This is a genomic window from Pseudomonas sp. KB_15 (genome assembly GCF_052114525.1).
Taxonomy (GTDB): Bacteria; Pseudomonadota; Gammaproteobacteria; order Pseudomonadales; family Pseudomonadaceae; genus Aquipseudomonas.
Map to the genome: position 1 here is coordinate 1 of NZ_JBFREX010000218.1, position 445 is coordinate 445.

General features: G+C 67.3%; 1 protein-coding gene. It reads left to right on the forward strand.

Features of this window, described 5'->3' with window-relative positions:
* Positions 1-37: 37 nt before the first annotated feature.
* Positions 38-445, forward strand: a 408-nt coding sequence (locus AB4Z35_RS30565) for a Bug family tripartite tricarboxylate transporter substrate binding protein (protein WP_442101238.1), incomplete at its 3' end; no start/stop codon positions are given.

The window sequence follows — 445 nt, forward strand, 5'->3', positions numbered from 1 at the left end:
GTCCTTCCCTCATCGATTGATGCGGCCGGCCCTGGCCGTGCTTTGCCTTGGATGCATGGCGGCGGCCCCACTGGCGCAAGCCCAGTCCGCCGACCAGTACCCCAGCAAGCCGATCAACTACGTCGTGCCGTTCGCGGCGGGCGGCACCACGGACCTGCTCGGCCGACTGATCGGCCAGCGGCTGTCGCAGGTGCTCGGCCAGTCGGTGGTGGTGGARAACCGCGCCGGCGCCGGCGGCAATATCGGTTCGGACTACGTGTCCAAGGCSGCGCCGGACGGCTACACGCTGCTCGGCGGCACCATCAGCTCGCACGCCATCAACGTGAGCCTGTACCCCAAGATGCCGTACGACCCGGTCAAGAACTTCCAGCCGGTGGCGCTGATCGGCACGCTGCCCAATGTGCTGGTGGTGAACGTGAACAGCCCGTACAAGTCGGTGCAGGAC